The sequence below is a fragment of the Streptococcus sp. DTU_2020_1000888_1_SI_GRL_NUU_041A genome (genome assembly GCF_032387735.1).
Taxonomy (GTDB): Bacteria; Bacillota; Bacilli; order Lactobacillales; family Streptococcaceae; genus Streptococcus; species Streptococcus sanguinis.
This window is the reverse complement of the sequence record NZ_CP135591.1, coordinates 249,164-267,700: the sequence shown is the minus strand read 5'-3', so window position 1 is coordinate 267,700 and position 18,537 is coordinate 249,164. Positions and strand designations below refer to the sequence as shown.

Sequence of the window (18,537 nt, the reverse complement as noted above, 5' to 3'; positions counted from 1 at the left end):
GCTTTACCTCTCCTTGACTGTCAGACTTTTTTCCAGAAGCTGGGAAGCCAGCGAAACCACTAGGGCAATCCCCCAGTAAATCAAGGCCACCGCTGTATAGGTTTCTAGGGAATAATTGCCCAGATTCCGACTGATGAGATTTTGCCCTGCTCCCATGACATCCACTGCCCCAATCGTATAAGCCAGCGCAGCATCTCGCATGAGATTAAGAAGGGCGGTAGTGAGATTGGGCAGGGCGATGCGAAACGCCTGTGGCAGGACAATACGCAGAAAAGTCTGCAGCGGTGTCAAGCCAATACTGAGACCTGCCTCAGTCTGTCCCTTGGGAACAGCAAGATAGGCTGCCTTGAAGACTTCCGCAATCATAGCCGCAAAGAGCAGAATCATGGTGATGATAACAAAAACAGTACGCGACCAATTATTGATATCCAGCCCCAGCCACCATTCTAAAAACTCTGGAATGCCATAAAAAACCAAGAAAAGTAAGACAATAGGCGGCGTACATCTAAGGATAAATATATATCCTCTAGCCAGGCCAGCAAAAGACTGCTCCTCGGTGATCTGAGCCCAAGCCAACAGACCACCCAGTAAGGAGCCAATCAAAGCTGTCACAAACATAATCCATAAAGTGGTCGGCAGAGCCTGCAACAGACTAGGCAGCAGGCCAAAGACACGGGACAAGTCATACGAGACCATAATTTTCTTCTCCTTCGACAATGATTAGATAGAATAAGCTTCTCTTGGACGGGCGCTTTCAGCTTGGAGCAACCATGCTCTCGCCTAGCTATCCTCTTTGAAAATTCCTTCAAACAGCAGCAAGGTCAGCTTAGAAGCCACCAACTCTATTTTCAGCCAGCTTCTCAGTCAGCCTTTTGATTTTCCATAATCAGCAGACAGCAGCAACTAATCCTTGTCCACATAAGAGAAGACATCCTCTCCGAAATACTTTTCAGATAGTTTAGCCAAGGTTCCGTCTTTTTCCAGTTCCTTAATTGCCTTCTCGTATGCCTTGGCAAATTCTTGATTTTTTTCGTTTTTGTGAAGCAGGGGATAGGTCGGAATCCCCTTGTAAGGGAACCAAGTCAGTTGATCCGCATACTGATGGTAAGAACCTTCTTTATCTGTCACTGCTTTTTCAAAAGACAGCTTGATGTCAAAGAAAGCATCGTAGCGCCCTTCCAGAACCCAAGCATAAGCATCAGCCACCTTGAAGGACTCTGCTGCAGTCAAATCAATAGGAGCACCGCTATGCTTTTGGTTATACTCTTCGATAACAGCCCATTGAGCATTCTGCGGAGAAATCGGTACCAACTTGCCCTTTTCCTTGGCAAAATCATCAATGGTTTTGTATTTTTCAGCGTCTTCCTTGCGAATAGTGAAACCGATAATGCTAGCGCCGATTGGGCTTTTTGGAATGATGAACTTCTTCGCCCGCTCTTCGGTGTACCATGCTCCCTTGGTTCCGATGTCATATTTTCCAGATTCCAGACCGACTAAGAGATCTTCATCACTGGTACCAGTATATTCAAACTGATAGTCTGGCAGCTTTTCATCAATGGCCTTGAGAACAGCAACTTCATAGCCATCTGACTCGCCTTTTTCGTCCACAAAGTCATAAGGAACATAGTTCTGTGTATGTGCCACTTTCAATGTCGTGACCTTGCCACTGCCTGATGCAGAGCTGCTCGTCTTGCTAGATGAAGCACCTGTCAAGGTTCGCCCCAAATAAGTCGCCACTACAATAGCAATCACTGCTGCTCCACCAATAATCCATTTTTTCTTGCTCATTCTTTCGCCTCCTTCTTATGCTAAACTTGCTGCTTGGCGAACCCACTGAATCCGCTCTGCTTCAATATCGCTTGGAATAGTACAGTCAGCCCCGATAATCAAAGCTACCTTGCCAGCCTCTGCTATCAGCCGCTTGGTCTCGTCTTGAATAACTGCTTGACTGCCCGTGTAGAGCAGGCCTTCCTTGCCATTTTCAAAGCCACCCAAGACAGTACGACCGCCAAACAATTTCCGGCCCTCCGCTAGGCTGATGCCTTCTGGCCCCACTGCCCAGTTGATGACCTGAGCTGGATAGTCAGTAAAAAGATGAACATCATTTCGCGCGCCTTCGTAACCGCAAATGTGCAGGATATTCACTCCGCCAGCCGCATTGGCTGCTTCCAGCACCGCCAATTCACTAGGAGCAATAAAAGCCTTATAGTCTTCAGCCGACACCCGCGCATCCTGAATGCTCTGAACGCTGAGGTAGATTCCATCCGCACCAGCTTCCTTGATAATCCGCTCCGTCAGAGCTGCAATATCTTGAGCAATCACATCCAGCACCCGCTTCGTGAGCACCGCATCCTCCACCAAGAAATCTGCAATGATATCATCTCCACCAGCAACCTTACCGATCAACCATTTGAAGTAGGTCACTGGCGCAAAAATATTGTAAATAGCGACCAAGTCTTCTGTAAATCCAGCCCTAATCTTCTGAACCAGTTCCACTTGCTCACTAATCCAAGGGTGGTCAGCACCTAGCGGCTCAATATCTGCTAAGTCTTTTATAGATTGGACTTTTTTCAAGCGTTCATTAGGATAGGCAAAATAACCATCACTCATCAGCTTGATAAAGTCTGGCTCGACTTCTGCCAGAAAAGCTTGATGGCCAGCCAGATTTTTCTCAATAATGGCCTGATTTCCAAAACCTACCAGCCACTCATCCTCGTTGGTAAAATGATGCCAGAAACCAACTGGCACTCGGTCAACGGGCTCTCCTCTGAAGGCCTTCAGTACTAATTCTCTTTTTGAAGTCATCTTTTCTCCTTTTTTATTATCCTTATCTAGCCAATGGTTTGTTTTTTAGCTTGCTCATTGAGCTAAGTCAACCTTTTAAAATTCTAATCCGACAAGAGCAGGGCAGCGATATCATTGGGCTGCATCAAGCCAGTTGACTGCTCAGGCAGTTTCTTGAGCGCCTGCAAATCATCTTCTTTTTTGTCTGAAGACTGATGAGCATAAATCTGACTGATGCTCAGAAAGGTTCCTATTATCAATAATATCAGAGCAAGAGCAGCAAGCATTTTTTGATACCGATTCATCTATCTTCCTCCTTGAAAGAGTTGAAAATTGCTCTTTAGGACTTTGGCAATTCCATCAGAACTGATTAGCTGCCTGGCGGATCCAGTCCAATCTTTCTATTTCAAAATCATCTGGTACAGTACAGTCAGCCCCTAGAATCACTCCCTGACTGCCAGTTTCAGCCAGCAGCCGCTTGGTCTCATTCTCTAATTCTGCACGACTGCCCGTATTTAGAAGAGCTGCTCTGCCATTTTCAAAGCCGCCTAGGACAGCCTGACCGCCAAAGAGCTTGCGCCCTTCCGCTAAGCTGACCCCCTCATGATGAGTTGCCCAGTTAAAGACTTGAGCCGGATAGTCCTTGAACAGTTCCAAATCATTGCTGGCTCCTTCAAAGCCGCAGATATGGAGAATATTCTGGCCACCAGCCGCATTGGCCGCTTCCAGAACCTTAATCGTACTAGGCTCAATATAACGACGATAACTGGCCTCATCTACCCGACCGTCTTGGATTTGCTGGGTACTGAGATAAATCCCCTCAATGCCTGCTTCCTCAATGATACGTCTAGTCAAAATAGCAATATCGCCAGCAATGACATCTAAAACATGTCCTGTCAGCTCGGAATCCTCTGCCAGAAAATCTGCAATCTCTCTATCTCCTCGTGACCCTTCCCTGCGGAACCAGCGCTTGAGATAGGAGACCGGCGCAAAGATATTGTAGAAGGAAGCGAGGTCCTCTGGATAGCTTGCTTTTACAGCCTTCACCATCTCAATCTGCTGCTCAATCCAAGGATGATGCTCACCGATAGACTGAATAGCAGCCAAGTCCCGAATGGACTCAATATGATCCGAATAAAGCGCGCTAGGATACTTAAAGAAGCCATCGCTCATAATCTTGACAAAGTCTGGTCGTGCAGCTCGAACATAAGCAGCATGCCCCTCAACACTTTTATTGAAAATCACTGGATTATCTAGTCCTAGCATCTTTTCCTCTTGGCTTACAAAGTGAAACCAGAATCCAACAGGCACTCGGTCAACTTCTTCACCCCGAAAAGCTCTCAGCACTAATTCTTTCTTGCTGACCATTGCTTCCTCCTTCTTTGAATTTGTAATATATCTTACCATCCTCTCCTTCTTCTGGGAAATATATTTTCCCTATCAGCCTGATTAAAAATATTTATCAAAGCAAAATAAAAAAGCTAGACTAAGCTAGCTTTTTCAAGGCTTTTCAGACTCTGCTGAACCACCTTATTTTTTGTACCCTTTTTAGATAAGTACCATATATATTTTCTATGGATGAGATAGGTAATTTTTATCAAAAAACTGCTACTCCGATCTTACTTACCCTTAGCTGCAAAATACTCCCGCACGAGCGGTGCAACCTTGGTGCCAAAGAGTTCGATAGACTGGAGAACCTGCTCATGCGGAAGCGATCCCAACGGCAGATGCAGCATGAAGCGGTCTAGTCCCAGCTCCTCTATCATCTTGATCAATTTCTGAGCGACCTTTTCAGGGCTACCGACAAACATGGCCCCCTCTGGTCCTACCTGATCTAGGTATTGCTCATAGGTCATCTCCCGCCAGTGAGGGCGGTCCTTAGAGATAGCGTCCACTACCTGCTTGGTCGGATGGAAGTAAGTCCGGACCGCCTCCTCATTATCCTCCATGACCCAGCCCCAAGAGTGGGCAGCAATCTTCAATTTTTCATCTGAGTGGCCACTTTCCTGCCCAATCCGGCGATAGGCATCCAGCAGGGGCTTGAAGCGCTTAGGCTGTCCACCGATAATGGCATACGCAATAGGCAGGCCCTTCTGGGCGACCTTAATGGTGGACTCGACATTGCCCCCCGTCGCTACCCAAACTGGCAATGTTTCTTGCACAGCCCGTGGGTAGACTTCCCGATTTTCAATAGTCTGCGTCAGCTTGCCCTTCCAATTTAGCCGAGTCTCGGCATTGGCATAGAGGAGCAGGTCCAGCTTTTCATCAAAAAGCTCTTCATAATCCTTCAAGTCATAGCCAAAGAGCGGAAAGGACTCGATAAAAGAACCACGGCCAGCCATGACCTCTGCTCTGCCATTTGACAATGCATCAATCGTCGCATACTGCTGGTAGACTCGGATAGGATCCAAGCTCGACAGGACACTGACAGCACTGGTCAAACGAATCTTCTCCGTCTTGATTGCACCAGCCGCCAGCACAATCTCCGGCGCAGAGACCGCAAAGTCCTCCCTGTGATGCTCTCCAATGCCATACACGTCCAGCCCCACCTTGTCTGCCAGCTCAATCTCTGCTACCAGCTGCCGAATCCGCTCATCATGAGTATAGGTCTGCCCTGTCCCCTCCAGCGGCGTTGTCTCTCCAAAAGTAGAAATACCTAATTCCACCATGTTTTTGTCCTCCTGATATTTAAGATAAAAATATTTTATAACTAATTAGTGATATATACAAAAATGATGCTCATCCTATTTGTCCATCTGTATGAAATAGGATGACTGTCGTCAGCATGGCTTTGCCATGGTCGAAAGAGACTTCCAAAGAGCATCGTCACCAAAATACCATACCAAAAGCCCCAGAAAAATCTGAGGCTTAGTATTATTATCAAGATTCGTTAGAAAGCTTATTCTACAGTGACAGACTTAGCCAGATTTCGAGGCTTATCTACATCCAGACCGCGGTGCAAGGTTGCAAAGTAAGCAATGAGCTGTGTCGGTACCACCATAGAGATTGGTGACAGGTATGGATGAACCTGATTGAGTACGATATCGTCTCCCTCTTTGGCTACATTCTCCTCAGCAATGGTCAGCACCTTGGCACCCCGAGCTACGACTTCTGAAATATTGCCTCGTGTATGACTAGCCAAGACTTCGTCTGAAAGCAGAGCCAAGACTGGTGTCCCGTCTTCAATCAGAGAGATCGTACCGTGTTTGAGCTCACCAGCCGCGAAACCTTCACACTGGATATAAGAAATTTCTTTGAGTTTTAGGCTGGCTTCCATCGCCACATAGTAGTCTTGACCACGGCCGATATAGAATGCATTGCGGGTCGTTTCCAGAAGGCCACGGACCTTATTGTCAATCAACTCCTTTTCTGACAAAGTGGACTCAATAGACTGCGCAACTATGGACAGCTCGTGAACCAAGTCAAAGGCTGCCGCCTTTTCAGAAGCATTGGCATCGCCAACAGCTTTAGCCAAGAAAGCCAAGGTTGCGATTTGAGCTGTATAGGCCTTAGTAGAAGCAACCGCAATCTCAGGACCTGCATGCAGCAGCATGGTATGATTGGCTTCCCGAGAAAGCGTAGAACCTGGAACATTGGTCACGGTCAAACTTGGAATACCCATCTGATTCGCCTTGACTAAGACCTGACGGCTGTCAGCTGTTTCACCAGATTGGCTGATAAAGATAAAGAGAGGCTTCTTGCTAAGGAGCGGCATGGCATAGCCCCACTCAGAAGCAATGCCCAGTTCAACAGGTGTATCCGTCAGCTCTTCCAGCATACGCTTAGAAGCATAGCCAGCATGGTAAGAAGTTCCAGCTGCAAGAATATAGAGACGGTCAGCTTCCTGAACAGCCTTGACAATATCCGCATCTACTGATACTTGCCCCTTATCATCTGTATAAGCGCTGATGAGCTTACGCATCACAGTTGGCTGCTCATCGATTTCTTTGAGCATATAGTATGGATAAGTCCCCTTACCAATATCGGACAAGTCAAGCTCAGCTGTATAGCTTTCACGCTCCAGAATATTCCCATCATAATCCTGCACTTCCACACTGTCTTTACGGACAATAACCAGCTCTTGGTCATGAATTTCCATAAATTGATTCGTCTCACGAATCATGGCCATGGCATCTGAGCAGACCATATTGTAGCCTTCACCCAGTCCGACTAGAAGTGGAGATTTATTTTTAGCAACATAGATAACATCTGCATCTTCTGAATCCACCAAAGCAAAGGCATAAGAACCACGGATAATGTGAAGAGCTTTTTTAAAGGCTTCTAAAACAGACAAGCCTTCTTCTTCAGCGAATTTGCCAATCAGATGCACAGCAATCTCTGTATCTGTCTGCCCCTTGAAGTCATGACCAGCTAGATAGGTATTCTTGATATCAAGGTAGTTCTCAATCACACCGTTGTGAACCGAGACAAAACGGCCAGTCTGTGAAGTATGAGGATGGGCATTGTTTTCACTTGGTTTTCCATGAGTAGCCCAACGAGTATGTCCGATACCAGTAGTCCCAGCAACATCAATGCCAATTTTAGCATGCAGGTCAGCGATACGACCGACCGACTTGATCAGACTAGAAGTTTTCCCTGTTGTTACAAAAATTCCAGCCGAGTCATAACCTCGGTATTCCAGCTTTTCCAAGCCCTGCATCAAGATATCAGTTGCGTTGCGATTTCCGACAACTCCGACAATTCCACACATAACATTACTTCTGATTTCCTATATTTTAGAAACCAGCCCTTCTTATTGAAAATTGGTATAGTATACTTGAAGTTAAATAACTTCAACAAAGATAGTATACACACTGTTTTTTGGTTTGTCAAGTATAAAATTGGTATAGTTTTCTTTAAGAAAACTATGCTTAGCTTCTATTACCGCAAAACAGCCCCTTGAAGCATTTAGAAAAATGGACAGATGTATCAGAACTGACTTTCTATATAACTAATAAAGAATAGGAAATAGAGCTGTACATTCGCTCTGTCTCTAATAATTCTCGCAAAACAGTGCACAGAAAAAGAGACTCAAATGAGCCTCTTTCTTCTACTATTGAATTATTTAGCGATTTTCGCGAAGTATTCAAGAGTACGTACAAGTTGTGCAGTGTAAGACATTTCGTTGTCGTACCATGATACAACTTTAACCAATTGTTTGCCGTCAACATCAAGAACTTTAGTTTGAGTTGCGTCGAACAATGAACCGTAAGCCATACCTACGATATCTGAAGATACGATTGGATCTTCTGTGTAACCGTATGATTCGTTAGCTGCTGCTTTCATAGCTGCGTTTACTTCATCAACTGTTACGTTCTTTTCAAGAACAGCAACCAATTCAGTAACTGATCCAGTTGGAGTTGGAACACGTTGTGCAGATCCGTCCAATTTACCGTTCAATTCTGGGATAACCAAACCGATAGCTTTAGCAGCACCAGTTGAGTTAGGAACGATGTTTGCAGCACCAGCGCGAGCACGACGAAGGTCACCACCACGGTGTGGTCCGTCAAGGATCATTTGGTCACCAGTGTAAGCGTGGATAGTAGTCATCAATCCTTCAACAACACCGAAGTTGTCTTGAAGAGCTTTAGCCATTGGAGCCAAGCAGTTTGTAGTACATGAAGCACCTGAGATAACTGTTTCAGTACCATCAAGAATGTCGTGGTTAGTGTTAAATACAATTGTTTTAACATCGTTTCCACCAGGAGCAGTGATAACAACTTTCTTAGCACCACCTTTAAGGTGTTTTTCAGCAGCATCTTTCTTAGCAAAGAAACCAGTTGCTTCAAGAACGATTTCTACACCGTCAGTAGCCCAGTCAATTTGTTCTGGGTCACGTTCAGCAGAAACTTTAACGAATTTACCGTTAACTTCGAATCCACCTTCTTTAACTTCAACAGTACCATCGAAACGACCTTGAGTTGTGTCATATTTCAACAGATGTGCAAGCATTACTGGATCTGTAAGGTCGTTGATGCGAGTAACTTCAACACCTTCTACGTTTTGGATACGACGGAAAGCAAGACGACCGATACGACCGAAACCGTTAATACCAACTTTAACTACCATTCGTGATTTCCTCCTTATGAAAATCAAAAAATTTTTATGTGAAAAGAGTAACTTGAGTTGCTACAAATCACCTTTCAACATTTCTATTATATACTTAATTGAGGTAAAATGCAACTGATTTCATTGTTATTAACAAGTATTATGAATTCTTTCACTAACTTTCATTTCGACTTTCATTGATTTGAAAAAGCAAAGCAGTATCTTTTGAAAATGTAGAAATACAACTTACAAGACAGAATAGAAAGTATAAATTCAGATTCATCTGATCATTCATTTCCCCTTTCTATTGAGTGGTCGGTTCTCTAAAAATAAAAAAAGCACCCGCGAACGCGAGTGCCAAGGTTCAGCTCAAAGCTTAAGCTTCACCCTTGTTTTTCTTAATGATTTCTTCTTGTACTGACTTAGGTACATCTTCGTAGTGGTCAAATACCATCATGAAGGTACCGCGTCCTTGTGATGCTGAACGAAGAACTGTTGCATAACCGAACATTTCAGCAAGTGGTACATAAGCACGAACGATTTGGCTGTTACCATGCGCTTCCATACCGTCAACACGTCCACGACGAGCTGTTACGTGACCCATAACATCACCAAGGTTTTCTTCAGGAACAGTGATTGTTACCAACATCATTGGCTCAAGGATAGCTGGCTGTGCAGTCTTAGCAGCTTCTTTCAATGCAAGTGAAGCCGCAACCTTGAAGGCTGTTTCAGATGAGTCGACATCATGGTATGAACCATCGTAAAGTTTAGCTTTCACGTCAACGATTGGGTAACCAGCAAGAACACCGTTAGCCATTGACTCAACCAAACCTTTTTCTACCGCTGGGATGAATTCACGTGGAACCACACCACCGACGATAGCATTTTCAAACTCGAAACCTTTTCCTTCTTCGTTTGGTGTAAACTCGATCCATACATCACCGAATTGACCTTTACCACCAGATTGGCGTTTGAAGAATCCACGAGCTTGAGTAGAAGCACGGAAAGTTTCACGGTAAGATACTTGAGGAGCACCTACGTTAGCTTCAACCTTGAACTCACGACGCATGCGGTCAACAAGGACATCCAAGTGAAGCTCACCCATACCAGAGATAACTGTTTCACCAGTTTCAACGTTTGTTTCAACACGGAAAGTTGGATCTTCTTCAGCCAGTTTTTGCAGAGCAATACCCATCTTGTCTTGGTCAGCCTTAGACTTAGGCTCAACCATCAGCTGGATAACAGGCTCTGGAACGTGGATCGACTCAAGAATCACTTTTGCTTTTTCATCTGTCAATGAGTCACCAGTAGTCGTATCCTTCAAACCAATAGCAGCTGCAATATCCCCAGCATAAACGGTTTCAATTTCTTGACGACTATTGGCATGTAATTGCACAAGACGTCCGATGCGCTCACGTTTACCTTTCGAAGTGTTCATTACATAAGAACCGGATTGAAGAACACCTGAGTAAACACGGAAGAAGGTCAAACGACCTACGAATGGATCTGTTGCAATCTTGAAGGCAAGAGCTGCAAATGGCTCTTCATCAGATGCAGGACGAGTTTCTTCTTCTTCAGTGTCTGGGTTGATACCTTTGATTGCTGGGATGTCAAGTGGGCTTGGAAGGTAGTCAATAACCGCATCAAGCATCAACTGAACACCCTTGTTCTTGAAGGCTGAACCACACAATACTGGGAAGAATTCAACATTGATTGTTGCTTTACGGATAGCAGCTTTCAATTCGTCAGTTGTGATTTCTTCACCTTCAAGGTATTTCATCATCAAATCTTCATCAGTTTCAGCAACTGCTTCCACCAATTTTTCACGGTATTCTTGCGCTTGCTCAAGGTATTCAGCTGGGATATCTTCTTCCAAAATATCTGTACCAAGGTCGTTAGTATAGATTTCAGCCTTCATCTTGATCAAGTCGATAATTCCGCGGAAGTCATCTTCTGAACCAATTGGCAATTGGATTGGATGAGCGTTTGCTTGAAGACGATCATGCAGAGTGCTTACTGAGTAAAGGAAGTCAGCACCGATCTTGTCCATCTTGTTAGCAAATACGATACGAGGAACTCCGTACTCAGTTGCTTGGCGCCAAACTGTTTCAGTTTGAGGCTCAACACCTGATTGTGAGTCAAGAACGGTAACCGCACCATCCAAGACACGAAGAGAACGCTGTACTTCGATTGTAAAGTCCACGTGTCCTGGTGTGTCAATGATGTTTACACGGTGGTTGTTCCATTGAGCTGTTGTCGCAGCAGATGTGATAGTGATACCACGCTCTTGCTCTTGTTCCATCCAGTCCATTTGTGACGCACCTTCGTGAGTTTCACCGATTTTGTGGATTTTACCAGTGTAGTAAAGAATACGCTCAGTTGTTGTTGTTTTACCAGCATCGACGTGGGCCATGATACCGATATTACGAGTTTTTTCAAGTGAAAATTCGCGAGCCATTTGGTTATTTCTCCTATTAATTTATTTTACAGTTTATTATAACATGATTTAGCAAAAACGGATAGGCAGGACCTACCCGTTCTCAATGCTTATCTTGTTTTTGTTTTTCTCAACTTGTAGATAAGTTGAATTGAACTCAGGCTAAAGTTAATTAGCCGATTTGAGCCGGAACGGGATGCTGTGTGAAAAAGATAAACTTCCTTGTATTCGTCGAATACTGCGTCAGTTTCCTATTTTCACCTTGCATCCTTACCGTTCCTAGCATCATGATTTTACCAACGGAAGTGTGCGAAGGCACGGTTAGCTTCTGCCATACGGTGAGTGTCTTCACGTTTCTTAACAGCTGCACCAGTATTGTTAGATGCATCCAAGATTTCTTTTGCAAGGCGGTCAACCATTGTGTGCTCACCACGTTGACGAGCAATAGTTACCAACCAGCGAAGTCCAAGTGTTGTACGACGTTCTGGACGAACTTCAACCGGAACTTGGTAGTTTGAACCACCGACACGGCGAGCACGAACTTCAAGTACAGGCATGATGTTTTCCATAGCTGTTTCAAATACTTCCAGCGCATCGTTTCCAGTTGCTTCTTTGATTTGGTCAAAAGCTCCGTAAACGATAGAAGCCGCTGTACCACGCTTACCATCAAGCATAACGCGGTTGATAAGACGAGTAACTAATTTTGAATTGTAAAGCGGATCTGGCAATACTTCGCGCTTAGGCGCTTGGTTTTTACGACTCATTTATCTTTCTCCCCTTTCCTTATGCTTTTGGTTTTTTAGTACCGTATTTAGAACGGCCTTGTTTACGATCAGTAACACCTGCTGTATCAAGTGCACCGCGGACGATATGGTAACGTACCCCTGGAAGGTCTTTTACACGTCCACCACGAAGAAGCACTACGCTGTGCTCTTGCAGGTTGTGTCCGATACCTGGGATGTAAGCTGTAACTTCAATCAGGTTGCTCAGACGTACACGGGCAAACTTACGAAGGGCAGAGTTTGGTTTCTTAGGTGTCATAGTTCCGACACGGGTTGCAACTCCACGTTTTTGTGGTGAAGATACGTTTGTTTGAACTTTTTTATGGCTGTTATAACCAACGTTCAAAGCTGGTGATTTAGATTTTTCTACTTTTGATTTACGCGGTTTGCGAACCAATTGGTTAATTGTAGGCATCTACATTCTCCTGTATTTTTTTAATTTTGGTGATGATACACTTGGTGACAGCTACCATCTGCGTGTACTTTTGCAACATTTGTCAGCACGTCTCTGTACACTTTTGAGAGACCAAAAGTAAAAAGTACCGTCTATCATTATAGCACGACGATACTTTTCTGTCAATACATTTTTTCTATTTTAAGCTTATATCTGCTTATTAGATTGCTGCCAACTTATTGCTGCGGCTGAGCCACTGCTTCTTCTGATACAGCAGCTGGATTTTCATAAACACCAGCCTGAGCCCCTTCTGGGTCAATCAGGACAGCTATTGCCTGAATACGGCTTTGGAATCTAGCCTTCATTGCTGCATCTTTGACTTTTTCTGCTGCAGTCTTAGCTAGCTGCAAATCTTCCAAAGTATGCATGGTTTCAAGCTGTTTAACTGCTTCTTCTGCGGCCTGAACTGCTTGCTCCTCTTCCTGGATTTCTTTTTCCTGTGCTTCTTTTTGAGCAGAAGACAGTTGTAAGGAAGAACTGCTTGATGCGATGCTCGCAGCAGAGCTGACTGAATTGGTGCGGGAATTAGACTGTCCCTGTACAAAAACCATGCCGGTAATCAGAATCCCAAATAAAATCGACAATACTCCTAAACGAATCCACAGCGGACTGTGGTCAAACTTTTCTAAAACTGTTTTCATCTATAATCTCCGCCCTTTTCCCTAATCAAAAATATTTCCAATTTCCACATCAATGGTATTCGCCTTGACATCAATATTGGTTACTTTCAAGAGCGATTTATAGTCCAGATAATCGCGATTGGCCTGCGCGTTGTCCGCAAAGACGGCTACACCTGCCAACTCAGAGTCAAACTCAGATAAGAGGCTAATCATCCCTGTAATGGTCCCCCCGCCTTTGAGGAAGTCATCCACAATCAAGACGCGGCTGCCAGCCTTGAGACTGCGCTTGGACAAGAACATCTTTTCGATACGATCTCCGCTGGATCCCGATACGTAGTTGACACTGACCGTTGATCCTTCTGTAATCTTTAAATCCCGACGAACGATGACAAAAGGTACATTGAGAACATTGGCTACTGCATTGGCCAAAGGAACACCCTTAGTCGCAACTGTCATGACCGCATCAATCTGTTGATCTTTAAAGCTCTTGGCAATGATTCGCCCGATATTGTTCAGAATAGATGGAGTGCTGAGCAGATCAGATAGATAAATATAGCCCCCAGGAAGAATCCGATTGCTTTCAGACAGCTGATCACAAAGACCTTGTACAATAGTCTTAGCTTCTGTATCTGAGATGGACGGGCTAAAAATCACTCCTCCACCAGCACCAGTAATCGTTTCGATAGTTCCAATTTCAATCTCTTCAAAGGCACGCTTAATAATGACAATATCTTCTGAAATAGAAGATTTGGCAGATTCGTATTTTTCTGCAAATGTATTTAAGCTCGTTAATTCATAAGGATGGTTAATCAAATAATTGGAAATAACCACCATACGCTCACTTCTTCTTAATTTCATTTTTTCACCAATTAAAGTTATTTTATTCATTATACCACAACAAAAACAAAAAAACGAACATTCTTTTCCAAGTAATGTCCATTTTTCGTATTTTACTGTTCAAGTTTTGGTTTGTAGAAAGAACGGCCTTCAAGAGCGAATATTTTATTGCTCATTTCACCTGGATCTACAAGTCCCAAGGCAGCAGTCATCATCATCATCTCCGCATCCAGATTATCAATCATATGCAGAATTTCTGCCTCCATAATCTTAGGCCGGACAGGACTGCCGTATTCCAAGAGACCGTGGTGACTGAGAAGGACATGCCGCAGGACGATTACTTCTTCCTTGCTATCATCAATTTTCAGCTCCATCAAGGTCTTGGTCAATTCTTCATCAATCAAAGCAATGTGCCCAATCAGATTGCCACGCACAGTGTACTCTGTATTTTCTGGACCGCTGAGCTCAATAACCTTGGCCAAGTCATGGAGCATGATCCCTGCAAAAAGCAAGCTTTTATTAAGCTGAGGATAAATGTCTCCGATAGCATCCGCCAGCTTGACCATGGTAGCGGTATGAAAGGCTAGCCCCGACTCAAAAGCATGGTGATTGGTCTTGGCAGCTGGATAAGAATAAAACTCCTTGTCGTACTTGCTATAAAGCGAGCGGACCACGCGCTGCCAGACCGAATTCTCAATCTTGAAAATCATCTGAGATAAATAGTCTCGGATTTCTTTCTGGTCTACTGGTGGTTTTTCCTTGAAATCCGCTGGATCATTGGGCTCTCCAGCCTTAGGAAGACGCAGGGTCAGTTGATTTACCTGGGGCGTGTTATTGTAGACTTCCCGTCGACCTTGCATGTGCACGACCTTGCCAGCAGTGAATTCTTCAACATTATGTGGCTGAGCATCCCAGAGTTTACCTTCAATTACCCCTGTATCATCTTGGAACGTAAAGGCCAGATAATTTTTTCCAGCCCTTGTCTGACGGACTTCTGCTGACTTGATCAGATAGAAACCTTCAAACAGTTCATCTTTTTTCATTTGATTAATCTTCATTGTTTTCCCTTTCTTCTGAAAAATCAAGTAAGTTCAAATCGAGGTCTTGGTCAGACAGCTCAATATGGCGTAAGGTTCTTTCGATAGCTCCTGTCCGCCGGGTTAAGAGTTCATCAATGTTACCCGAAGCATGCTGCAAATGTTTCTGAGCCTTGGTCAGAATACCACCGAACTTGTTAAACTCGGATTTGACAGAACCCAGAACCTTGCTGATATCGTCTGCACTTTTTTGAATATTGAGCGTTTTAAAGCCGACAGACAATGAATTGAGCAAGGCAGATAGGGTAGATGGCCCCGCTACCACAATCTGCTCCTCCCGCCGCAAACTGTCAAAAAAGGCTGGATTGCGGACAACTTCCGAATAGAGACCTTCTGTTGGCAGAAACATGATACCAAAGTTAGTTGTAGCCGGTGGTGCCAGATATTTACTCTTAATATCCTTGGCAAAGCGTTTAACACTTGCTAAGAGAGACTTGCGATAGAGCTCAATCTCTTCCTTGCTGCCAGACTCATAAGCATCTTCCAAACGGTAGTAATCGGCCAGAGGAAACTTAGAATCAATGGGCAGATAGACATATTCATGCTCCGTCTGTCCCGGCAGTTTAATGGCATATTCGACACGCTCACTGGAGCCGGCCACCGTCACAAACTCTCGTTCATACTGACTGGCCGTCATAATGTCCTCAATAATCTGCCCCAGCTGCAACTCCCCTAGAATCCCTCGGGTCTTGGTGTTGGAAAGAACCTTGTTCAGCGTGCCGACATCTCGGGCAACACTCTGCATTTCTCCTAGACCGCGATTAACAGACTCCAACTGCTTAGAAACGGTCTCAAAAGAAGTCTGAAGTCGAGTCTGAAGTGTCTTTTCCAGTTTCTCTTCAACGGTCTGCCGCATCTGCTCTAGACGGGTTTCGTTGGACTCTTGAATCTGCCGCATACGCTCGTCAGTTTTATCCCGATTCTTGGTCAGGTTGTCACTGATTTCCAAGCGCAGCTCTGTCAAGTTGCGGTGCAAATCTGTCCTGACCTCGCTCAAACGATCTCCCAGAGCTAATTCCAGCTCTTTCTGAGCCGTTTGCTTTTTCTGGCTTTCCTGCTCCAAGCGATAGTCCAACTGATCCGATAGATGATCTGCCTGATTTTCCAAGACTTGCTTTAGCGTCTCGGTCTGCTGACTAATCTTTTGCCATAAAAGAAAGGTCAGCACTAGGTTTCCCAAAAGAATGAGGATAATTATAAACTCCATATCAGCTCCTGTCTTTGCTGTAAATGACGACTGTATAGCCGCTATCAAAGTCCAAATAAATGGGCCTATCTATAAATTCGTTAGAAGCATACACTTTTTTGAAAAAAAAGTTATCTTTATTGAGCGGATATTTGGCGCCCTCAATCGTTAAGGTGGCATCATCCGATGGCAGAAAGGCTAGATAGCGCATGCCAGCTACTGGTTTGATTTCATGGCGCCCCTTGGGAACATAGGTCAGCAGATTCTGCTCATCTTCCAGAAAAATCTTCTCCATATAAGCTGCAATTTTTTCATTACTGGGCAGGAAGACATTGGCCAAGGCATGATCCAGACGGCCGCCAAAGGCTCCGAAAATGGTCAGACAAGCATCTGGATAGCGCTCAAAACAAGCTAGAACAGCCAACTCCAAGTCCGTATCATCCTTTTCAGGATGGGCCTGAACGACTTCCTTGGCACTATCTTTTATGCGCAGCAATTCTTCCTCGGTCACAGAGTCAAAATCCCCGACAGCCAAATCAGGACAAACTCCCTGCTCAAGCAGAAAGAGGCTTCCACGATCTACTCCGACCAAAACATCAAAATCTAAGCTAAAATGCCCCAAGTTCCCGCCAGCAAACAGTGCAATCTTAGTCATGCAGGGCATCCCGTAAGGTCTGAACTTGATGATTGACATCACCTTTGAAGACATAGCTGCCTGCTACGAAGACATTGGCACCGGCTTCTTTAGCAATTCCAATGGTCTTATCGTCAATACCACCATCTACTTCAATATCAAAATTCAGCTGATTGACTTCACGCAAGACAACCAATTCACGAATCTTATCCATGGTTTCTGGCAGAAAGGCCTGACCGCCAAATCCTGGATTAACTGTCATCACAAGGACTTGATCGACCAAATTCAAAACATTTTTGACTGCTTCGACTGGTGTTCCCGGATTAATCACAACACTAGGCTTGACTCCCGCTGCTCGAATCTTCTGCAGTGCTCCGTGGATATGTGGCGTCGCTTCGGCATGGATGCTGATGATATCTGCACCAGCACGAGCGAATTCTTCGATATGGTGCTCAGGATTGGAAACCATCAGATGACAGTCAAAGACTAGCTTGCTGTGAGGACGCATACTGGCAACAACCCCAGCCCCAAAGCTGATATTGGGTACAAAATGGCCATCCATAATATCGATATGGGCGTACTCAGCACCTGTCGCTTCTAACTTTTTCAGTTCTGATTCAAAATTAGCATAGTCCGCACTTAAGATTGAAGGGGCAATTTTGAATGAAGTCATAGTTCTTCTCCTTATTTAGAATTTTTTTTGGCAACTTTTTTATAGGTCTCCCGACGATTCTCGATCTCGCTGAGAAACTGCAGGTAATTATCAAAGCGGAATGACGCTATCTGGCCGGACTCGACTGCTAGCTTAACGGCACAAGCTGGCTCGTGAGTATGAGTGCAAGTACGAAACTTACAGGACTGGCTAAACTCAGCAATCTCTGGAAAAGCTTGATTGAGATCTTCAGCTGTGCTCACCTCGTAATCCAAAGACGAAAATCCTGGCGTATCAGCAATCTTCCCACCGTTTAGATTGTAAAAGCTGACAGCCCGCGTCGTATGGCGGCCACGGCCCAGACTTTCAGAAATCTCTCCTGTTTCCAACTGCAGGTCTGGGGCAATTTTATTGAGCAGGGTGGACTTTCCAACCCCAGTCTGTCCCATAAAAACAGTGATTTTCCCTATCAGCAGCGGCAGCAATTCCTCAGTCGACTTAATGACCTCATAGCCGATGGACTGATAGGCCTGTACATAGACATCCAAGCTCTGCTCATCTTCAAGCAGGTCTAACTTGCTGATGTAGATAATAGGATGAATCCTCTTATGCTCTAAAAGCACCAGAAAACGATCTAACAGATTGGCATTGAAATCTGGCTCTTTCGCGCTCATGATTACAACCGCTTGGTCAATGTTGACAATCGGAGGCCGCACAAGACTGTTCTTTCGCTCTGCTATTTTTAAAATATAGCCTTCCGAGTCTTTTTCTGCTGAAAATTCGACTTCGTCACCGACATAGGGTGTCTGCCCTTTTTTGCGAAAATTACCCCGCGCTCTGGTTTGATAAACCTGTCCGTCCGACTCCACATAATAGAAACCAGCCAGAGCCTTAATGATTTTTCCTTGCAAGATTACTCCTTAAAAGTTAATACACTCATTATAACAAAAAATGCGAGATTTAGCTTGCTTGTTTTGCATAGAAGGCATTTCTTAAGGTTGACTTC

General features: G+C 44.5%; 18 protein-coding genes. All 18 read right to left on the bottom strand.

The window, feature by feature from the left end; genetic code table 11:
- Positions 1–3: 3 nt before the first annotated feature.
- Positions 4–696, bottom strand: coding sequence for an amino acid ABC transporter permease (locus tag RSK81_RS01450; protein ID WP_315687180.1), 693 nt, complete (start codon positions 694–696; stop codon positions 4–6).
- A 207-nt stretch (positions 697–903) separates the two neighbouring features.
- A complete protein-coding gene (locus RSK81_RS01445; RefSeq protein WP_315687178.1) occupies positions 904–1,788 on the bottom strand; it encodes a transporter substrate-binding domain-containing protein in 885 nt (294 codons plus the stop codon).
- A 15-nt stretch (positions 1,789–1,803) separates the two neighbouring features.
- On the bottom strand, positions 1,804–2,805 hold the full coding sequence (locus tag RSK81_RS01440; protein ID WP_002914090.1) for a uroporphyrinogen decarboxylase family protein: 1,002 nt from the start codon (positions 2,803–2,805) through the stop codon (positions 1,804–1,806).
- A gap of 83 nt (positions 2,806–2,888) precedes the next feature.
- Positions 2,889–3,089 carry a hypothetical protein gene (locus tag RSK81_RS01435; RefSeq protein WP_002911630.1) on the bottom strand — a complete coding sequence of 67 codons (201 nt, stop codon included), beginning with the start codon at positions 3,087–3,089 and terminating at the stop codon, positions 2,889–2,891.
- 55 nt (positions 3,090–3,144) lie between these two features.
- Positions 3,145–4,191: a uroporphyrinogen decarboxylase family protein gene (locus tag RSK81_RS01430; protein ID WP_315687176.1), complete on the bottom strand. Its 1,047-nt coding sequence runs from the start codon at positions 4,189–4,191 to the stop codon at positions 3,145–3,147.
- A gap of 212 nt (positions 4,192–4,403) precedes the next feature.
- Positions 4,404–5,453 carry an LLM class flavin-dependent oxidoreductase gene (locus tag RSK81_RS01425; RefSeq protein WP_011837555.1) on the bottom strand — a complete coding sequence of 350 codons (1,050 nt, stop codon included), beginning with the start codon at positions 5,451–5,453 and terminating at the stop codon, positions 4,404–4,406.
- A gap of 230 nt (positions 5,454–5,683) precedes the next feature.
- Positions 5,684–7,495: a glutamine--fructose-6-phosphate transaminase (isomerizing) gene (gene glmS / locus RSK81_RS01420; protein ID WP_002911624.1), complete on the bottom strand. Its 1,812-nt coding sequence runs from the start codon at positions 7,493–7,495 to the stop codon at positions 5,684–5,686.
- Positions 7,496–7,845: 350 nt separating this feature from the next.
- Positions 7,846–8,853 carry a type I glyceraldehyde-3-phosphate dehydrogenase gene (gap, locus tag RSK81_RS01415; protein WP_002899102.1) on the bottom strand — a complete coding sequence of 336 codons (1,008 nt, stop codon included), beginning with the start codon at positions 8,851–8,853 and terminating at the stop codon, positions 7,846–7,848.
- Positions 8,854–9,208: 355 nt separating this feature from the next.
- On the bottom strand, positions 9,209–11,290 hold the full coding sequence (gene fusA / locus RSK81_RS01410) for an elongation factor G (protein ID WP_002902195.1): 2,082 nt from the start codon (positions 11,288–11,290) through the stop codon (positions 9,209–9,211).
- 272 nt (positions 11,291–11,562) lie between these two features.
- The gene (gene rpsG, locus RSK81_RS01405) at positions 11,563–12,033 is read right to left on the bottom strand and encodes a 30S ribosomal protein S7 (protein ID WP_002893865.1); all 471 of its coding nucleotides are present in this window, start codon (positions 12,031–12,033) and stop codon (positions 11,563–11,565) included.
- Positions 12,034–12,052: 19 nt separating this feature from the next.
- Positions 12,053–12,466, bottom strand: coding sequence for a 30S ribosomal protein S12 (rpsL, locus tag RSK81_RS01400; protein WP_002893867.1), 414 nt, complete (start codon positions 12,464–12,466; stop codon positions 12,053–12,055).
- 215 nt (positions 12,467–12,681) lie between these two features.
- A complete protein-coding gene (locus tag RSK81_RS01395) occupies positions 12,682–13,146 on the bottom strand; it encodes a hypothetical protein (protein WP_002926166.1) in 465 nt (154 codons plus the stop codon).
- Positions 13,147–13,167: 21 nt separating this feature from the next.
- A complete protein-coding gene (gene purR, locus RSK81_RS01390) occupies positions 13,168–13,983 on the bottom strand; it encodes a pur operon repressor (RefSeq protein WP_032905583.1) in 816 nt (271 codons plus the stop codon).
- 92 nt (positions 13,984–14,075) lie between these two features.
- A complete protein-coding gene (locus RSK81_RS01385) occupies positions 14,076–15,020 on the bottom strand; it encodes a 3'-5' exoribonuclease YhaM family protein (RefSeq protein ID WP_002893873.1) in 945 nt (314 codons plus the stop codon).
- Positions 15,010–16,266, bottom strand: a complete 1,257-nt coding sequence (gene rmuC, locus RSK81_RS01380) for a DNA recombination protein RmuC (RefSeq protein WP_002934893.1) — start codon at positions 16,264–16,266, stop codon at positions 15,010–15,012. The genes RSK81_RS01385 and rmuC overlap by 11 nt, the downstream gene beginning before the upstream one ends.
- Position 16,267: 1 nt before the next feature.
- Complete coding sequence (locus RSK81_RS01375; protein ID WP_002934894.1) at positions 16,268–16,900, bottom strand: thiamine diphosphokinase; 633 nt, start codon at positions 16,898–16,900, stop codon at positions 16,268–16,270.
- Positions 16,893–17,552: a ribulose-phosphate 3-epimerase gene (gene rpe / locus RSK81_RS01370; RefSeq protein WP_002893879.1), complete on the bottom strand. Its 660-nt coding sequence runs from the start codon at positions 17,550–17,552 to the stop codon at positions 16,893–16,895. The genes RSK81_RS01375 and rpe overlap by 8 nt, the downstream gene beginning before the upstream one ends.
- An 11-nt stretch (positions 17,553–17,563) precedes the next feature.
- A complete protein-coding gene (gene rsgA, locus RSK81_RS01365) occupies positions 17,564–18,442 on the bottom strand; it encodes a ribosome small subunit-dependent GTPase A (protein ID WP_002926173.1) in 879 nt (292 codons plus the stop codon).
- Between the last annotated feature and the right edge of the window lie 95 nt (positions 18,443–18,537).